The following is a 4943-nucleotide window of genomic DNA, read 5'->3' on the forward strand; positions in this document are numbered from 1 at the left end:
CCGCAGCGGTTGGCGCGTCAACGGAGTTCACATCTGTGGCCGACCGATTCCGCGCCGTTCCGAGGACGGACACCCCCCGGCGCGGCCCCGACCCACAACCCACCGCACCGCGCTACGCGCACCCCCACCCATCCCGCACAGGCGCCGCAGGCATTCCGCACCCCTACCGAACCCGCACAGGCGCCGCAGGCACCTCGCCTACTTGCCGGACGCCTTCGCCGCAGCCTTCATCTCCTGCTTGTGCGCCCGCACCTTGGCCAGTGACTCCGGCCCCCGGATGTCCGCCACGGACCGGAAGGCGTCGGGCTCCCCGTACGCCCCCGCGGCCTCGCGCCACCCCTCGGGGCGGACGCCGAGCTGCTTGCCGAGCAGGGCGAGGAAGATCTGGGCCTTCTGCTTGCCGAACCCCGGCAGCTCCTGGAGCCGCTTCAGCAGTTCCTTCCCGGTGGACACCCCCCGCCAGACGCCCTCGGCGTCACCGTCGTACGTCTCGACGAGGTACCGGCACAGTTGCTGCACCCGCCCCGCCATCGACCCGGGGTAGCGGTGCACGGCCGGTTTCTCGGAGAGCAGCGCGGCGAACTCCTCGGGTTCGTAGGCCGCGATGTCGTGCGCGTCCAGGTCCTCCGCCCCCATCCGCCGGGCGATGGTCGACGGCCCCTTGAACGCCCACTCCATCGGCACTTGCTGGTCGAGCAGCATGCCGACCAGCGCGGCGAGGGGGCTGCGCCCGAGGAGTTCGTCGGCCTCGGGGTCCTGGGCGAGGTGAAGTGTGACGTCCATGGTCCCGATGATCGCGCGTAAGCGCTCAGGTCGCGCGCCAGTACCCCAGCGCGTTCACCCGCTGCTTCGGCACCCCCAGCTCCTTGCGGACGTACGAGCCGAGCGCCCGCGTGGTCGCCGTGTCGCAGGCGATCCAGACGTACGGTTCCGTGACGGCCCCCAGCAGCTCCGGCAGTTCCTCCTTCACCTGCGCCACCAGGTGCGCCCCCGCGTCCCGCCGCGGCACCGCGCGGACCTCGTGCCGCCCGGGCACGGTGCGGAAGGGCAGGCCGGCGTCGGCCGCGCCCTCGAACCAGACGGTCGCCGGCACCGGCCCCAGTGCGTCGAGGAGGGAGTTGAGGGCGGGCAGGGACGCCGGGTCCGCGACCGCGAAGACGCGGGAGGGAAGGGGCGTGGGGACCTCGAACCCCGTGCCCTGGACGGTCGCCTCGATCGTGTCCCCCGGCCGTGCCGCCCGTGCCCAGTCGCTCGCGCACCCCTCGTGCAGGGCGAACTCCATGGCGAAGGTGCCGGTCGCCGGATCCGGGTCGACCAGCGTGTACCCCCGCTGGTGCGGCCGGCCCGCGTTGTCGAACCACAGCCGCACCCACATGGTGGGGTGGACACCGGTCACCGCGAGCATGCCGCCGTCGGTCAGCCGCAGCCGCCGGTAGTGCGGGGTCACGTCCTCCGCGTCCGTCACGGTGAACTCGAAGTCCTTCGCGCGCATCAGCTTGAGGACCGCGCCCTCCCAGCCCCGCCCCTGCCCCATGGTTCCTTCACCCTTCACGTACTATTCGGCCACGACGAGAAAACTTAGGTGAGCCTAACCTAAAGGAAAGTAGGGGCACAGGGGTGAGCGCCGAGACCTACCGCGACGCCTGGGGAATCCCGCACCTGCGCGCGGACTCCGCGGCCGGACTCGCCCGCGCCCAGGGCCGGGTCACCGCCCGCGACCGCGCCTGGCAACTGGAGGTCGAGCGGCACCGCGCCCAGGGCACCTCGGCGTCCTTCCTCGGCCCCGGGGCCCTGTCCTGGGACCGCCTCGCCCGCCTCGCGGACACCGCACGCCGCTGCTTCACCGCCCTGGAGCGGCGGGACCCGGAGACGGCGGCCTGGGTGCGGGCGTACGTCGACGGAGTCAACGAGCAGCTCACCACGGGCGAACCCGCCCCCGAGTTCGCCCGCACCGGCCTGGCCCCCGGCCGCTGGGAGCCCTGGACCCCGCTCGGCGTCTGGCTCGCCACGCACATCCTCTTCGCGGGCTTCCCCGCCAAGCTCTGGCGCGAGCACGTCGCCGCCCGCCTCGGCCCGGAGGCCGTCGCCCTGTTCGCCGCAGACGGACCCGGCACGGTGGGCAGCAACGGCTGGCTGGTGAGCGGCGAACGGACCACGACCGGGCACGCGCTGATCGCGGGGGACCCGCACCGCTTCATCGAGGAGCCCGGCGTTTACCAGCAGATCCACCTGTCCTGCCCGGAGTTCGACGTGGTCGGCCTCGCCGTGCCCGGCGTCCCCGGCATCGCCCACTTCGGCCACACCGGCACGGTCGCGTGGGCCATCACCAACGCCATGGCCGACTACCAGGACCTGTACCGGGAGCGTCTGCGCCGCACCGGCGCCGGTGTCGAGGCACTCGGCCCCGACGGCACCTGGCACCGCGCCGCCCGCCACACGGAACGCATCGACGTCGCCGGCGAGGAGACCGCGGAGGTCGAGGTCGTCGAGACCGACCGGGGCCCGGTGATCGCGGGCGGCCCCGAGGGCCTGGACGACGGCACCCCGGCCGCCCTCAGCCTGCGCTACCCGCCCCGCGTCACGGCCGACCTCGGCTTCGGCGCCCTGCTGCCGCTGCTGCGGGCCCGCACGGTCGCCGACGTGGACCGCGCCCTGGACGCGTGGGCCGAGCCGGTCAACGTGGTGCAGGCCGCCGACACCGAGGGCGGCCTGCTGCACCGGGTCGCGGGCCGGGTGCCGGTGCGGCCGGGGGCGAACGGGCTGCGTCCCGTGCCGGCCTGGGAACCCGGCCACGAGTGGACCGGCTGGCACACCCCGCCGCGCGCCGGCCTGACCGACGGCGTCGCGGTGATGGCCAACCAGCGCGGCCCGGCCGCGCCCCTCGGCGTCGAGTTCGCGCCGCCGCACCGCGCCGACCGCATCACCGCCCTGCTGGCGGGCCGGGAACGCTGGTCTGCATCGGACATGCCCACGATCCACACGGACACCCACCTGGCCTCGGCGGCGCCCCTCCTGGCCCACATCAAGCGGCTGACCACCGCCACCACCCAGACCACCGCCACCACCCCAACCACCCAGATCACCGCCACCACCCCAACCACCCAGATCACAACAACCACCCCTCTCACCCCCGAAGCCGCCGCCCTGGCCGCCCGCCTCCTCGCCTGGGACCGCCGCATGGACGCCGACAGCACCGACGCGGCGGCCTACGCGGCCCTGCGCGCGGCGGTCGTGCGCAGACTGGCGGCGCACCCGGCCCTCGCCCCCGCGGCCGTGGCGCCCGCGTACCCCGAGGTGCTGCAGCCGTGGCTCGCGCTGGTGCCGCGCGTGGCGTACGCCCTCGAACACCTCCTGCGCGCGGACGACCTGTACGGCATCGACCGCGCCGCGACCGTGCGCGCCGCGCTGGAGGAGGTCGCCGCGGACCCGCCGGCCGGAACCTGGGGCGACACCCACCGCCTGGCCCCCTGGCGGGCCCTGCCGGACGCCACCGGCGCCGGGCGGGAGCCGGGCCTCTCCGGCGACCACGACTGCGTGCTGTGCACCTCCGCCGTACCCGGCCTCACCGACCGCGCCGCGCGCGGCCCGGCCGCCCGGTACGTCTGGGACCTGGCCGACCGCGAGAACAGCCGCTGGGCGGTGCCGCACGGAGCCTCGGGCGCACCGGGCTCACCCCACCGCCGAGACCAGCAGCCCCTGTGGCTCACCGGTGAACTCGTCCCGGTGATCACCGACTTCACCCGCCTCACGAAGGACCCCGATGACTGAGTCCCACCCCCAGCCGACCCCGTACAGCGACCGGGCGTACAGCGACCGGGCGTACAGCGACCGGGCGTACAGCGACCGGGCCGCCGTGCACGAACAGCGCCTCGACGGTTTCGGCACCGTCCGCGTCCTCCCCCTGGACCCCGCGGCGGACGCCCCGGTGGTCCACGGCTGGGTGAGCGAGGAACGCGCCGCGTTCTGGGGCATGAACGGCCTGACGGCGGACCAGGTCACCGCGGTGTACGCGCACATGGCCACCCTCGGCACCCACCATGCCTACCTGGTCGTCAAGGACGGCGAGGCGGTCGCCCTCTTCCAGACCTACGAGCCCGCCGCCGACCGGGTGAGCGAGTGCTACGACGCCGAGCCGGGCGACATCGGCGTCCACCTGCTCCTCGCCCCCGCCGGAGCCGAGGGCGCGCGCCCCGGCTGGACCGCCGCCCTCTCGCGCGCCCTCGTGACCTACGCCCTGCTGGGGCTGGACCGGACGCGGATCGTGGTCGACCCGGACGTGGCCAACGACAAGGCGATCGCCCGCTTCCTCAAGCAGGGCTTCACCGCCGGCCCCGCGGTGGTCCTCCCCGAGGTCGACCTGCCGGACGTGTACCTGCCGGAGAAGAAGGCGCAACTCGCCTTCCTCCGCCGGGAGGTAGCGTTCCCCGGGTGACTGGAGCGCCCACCGCAGAGGACCTGATCGCGCACTACGCGCTGGAGCCCATCCCCCGAGAGGGCGGCCTGTTCCGGCGCACCTGGGCAGGGCCCGAGCGCCCGGACGGCCGCCCCGCCGGGTCCGCCGTCGTCGCCCTGCTCACCGCCCGCCCGGGCGACTTCTCCGCCCTGCACCGCCTGCGCGGCGACGAGATCTGGCACTTCTACCTGGGCGATCCGCTGGAACTGCTCCTCCTCGCCCCGGACGGCAGCGCGCGCACGGCCGTGCTGGGGCCGGACGTCCTGGGCGGGCAGCACGTGCAGTTCACGGTCCCGGCCGGGACCTGGATGGGCGGCAGGGTGGCCGCGGGCGGCGCGTGGTCGTTGTTCGGCTGCACGATGGCGCCCGGATTCACATACGGGGACTACGAGCACGGCGACGCCGCCGTCCTCACGGCGCGCTACCCGGCCGAGTCCGGCCGGATCGTGGCACTGTGCCGCCCATGACCCGGCCCCCCTCACCCCCACCC

The 4943-nt window shown here is 74.8% G+C and carries 5 protein-coding genes; 3 read left to right on the forward strand and 2 right to left on the reverse strand.

Going from position 1 to position 4943, the window contains the following annotated elements; translation table 11 throughout:
* Positions 1-198: 198 nt before the first annotated feature.
* Together IG88_RS0137425 and IG88_RS0137430 are read right to left on the reverse strand one after the other, a co-directional pair.
* Positions 199-783, reverse strand: a complete 585-nt coding sequence (locus tag IG88_RS0137425) for an HhH-GPD-type base excision DNA repair protein (protein WP_030405183.1) — start codon at positions 781-783, stop codon at positions 199-201.
* A gap of 25 nt (positions 784-808) precedes the next feature.
* Positions 809-1534, reverse strand: a complete 726-nt coding sequence (locus IG88_RS0137430) for a siderophore-interacting protein (protein WP_031051227.1) — start codon at positions 1532-1534, stop codon at positions 809-811.
* An 83-nt stretch (positions 1535-1617) separates the two neighbouring features.
* On the opposite strand from IG88_RS0137430, the gene IG88_RS0137435 reads away from it, so the two are divergent.
* From IG88_RS0137435 to IG88_RS0137445, 3 genes are read left to right on the forward strand one after another with little or no spacing between them, the layout of a single operon-like run.
* Positions 1618-3768, forward strand: a complete 2151-nt coding sequence (locus tag IG88_RS0137435; RefSeq protein WP_031051229.1) for a penicillin acylase family protein — start codon at positions 1618-1620, stop codon at positions 3766-3768.
* Complete coding sequence (locus IG88_RS0137440) at positions 3761-4432, forward strand: GNAT family N-acetyltransferase (protein ID WP_078861727.1); 672 nt, start codon at positions 3761-3763, stop codon at positions 4430-4432. The genes IG88_RS0137435 and IG88_RS0137440 overlap by 8 nt, the downstream gene beginning before the upstream one ends.
* Entirely contained in the window at positions 4429-4920 is a 492-nt protein-coding gene (locus tag IG88_RS0137445; protein WP_031051236.1) for a cupin domain-containing protein, read from the forward strand. The genes IG88_RS0137440 and IG88_RS0137445 overlap by 4 nt, the downstream gene beginning before the upstream one ends.
* Positions 4921-4943: the final 23 nt, after the last annotated feature.

The sequence above is a fragment of the Streptomyces sp. NRRL F-5650 genome, from assembly GCF_000721365.1.
In the GTDB taxonomy this organism is placed as follows: domain Bacteria; phylum Actinomycetota; class Actinomycetes; order Streptomycetales; family Streptomycetaceae; genus Streptomyces; species Streptomyces ardesiacus.

What these genes read in the sequence shown, in the direction of transcription:
- IG88_RS0137425 (WP_030405183.1), bottom strand. Translation starts at nt 783, where the DNA reads ATGGACGTCACACTTCACCTCGCCCAGGACCCCGAGGCCGACGAACTC.
- IG88_RS0137430 (WP_031051227.1), bottom strand. Translation starts at nt 1,534, where the DNA reads ATGGGGCAGGGGCGGGGCTGGGAGGGCGCGGTCCTCAAGCTGATGCGC.
- IG88_RS0137440 (WP_078861727.1), top strand. Translation starts at nt 3,761, where the DNA reads ATGACTGAGTCCCACCCCCAGCCGACCCCGTACAGCGACCGGGCGTAC.